Annotated in this window: 1 protein-coding gene; it reads right to left on the bottom strand. The window is 59.0% G+C overall.

Annotated elements, in window-relative coordinates:
• Positions 1-186 (bottom strand): hypothetical protein (locus KMS84_RS40755; protein ID WP_256921687.1); only part of this gene is annotated, 186 nt, incomplete at its 3' end.
• Positions 187-234 lie beyond the last annotated feature (48 nt).

Genomic DNA, 234 nt, shown 5'->3' with positions numbered 1-234 from the left:
GTTAATGCCAGCAGCCAGTGTCGTCGTGGCGACCAGTGCTTCGATGCCGCCTTCAACGTCGCGATACCCTTTCTCGACAGCTTCTCGCTCCGCACGCAATAGGTTGGTGTTGTGGAACGCCGTGCCCCCCGCAAGACATTCCCGAAGGTCATGCGAAGCTCCGGTGAGATCCTGAATCGGCAGCATGCTAAGCACGGTCGTGGCAGGCCCCAAACCCAACTCCTTGGCCAAATA

This window comes from Streptomyces hilarionis, from assembly GCF_024539675.1.
Lineage (GTDB): Bacteria > Actinomycetota > Actinomycetes > Streptomycetales > Streptomycetaceae > Streptomyces > Streptomyces hilarionis.
The sequence above is the reverse complement of the archived record's forward strand: the minus strand, read 5'-3'. Positions and strand labels throughout refer to the sequence as shown.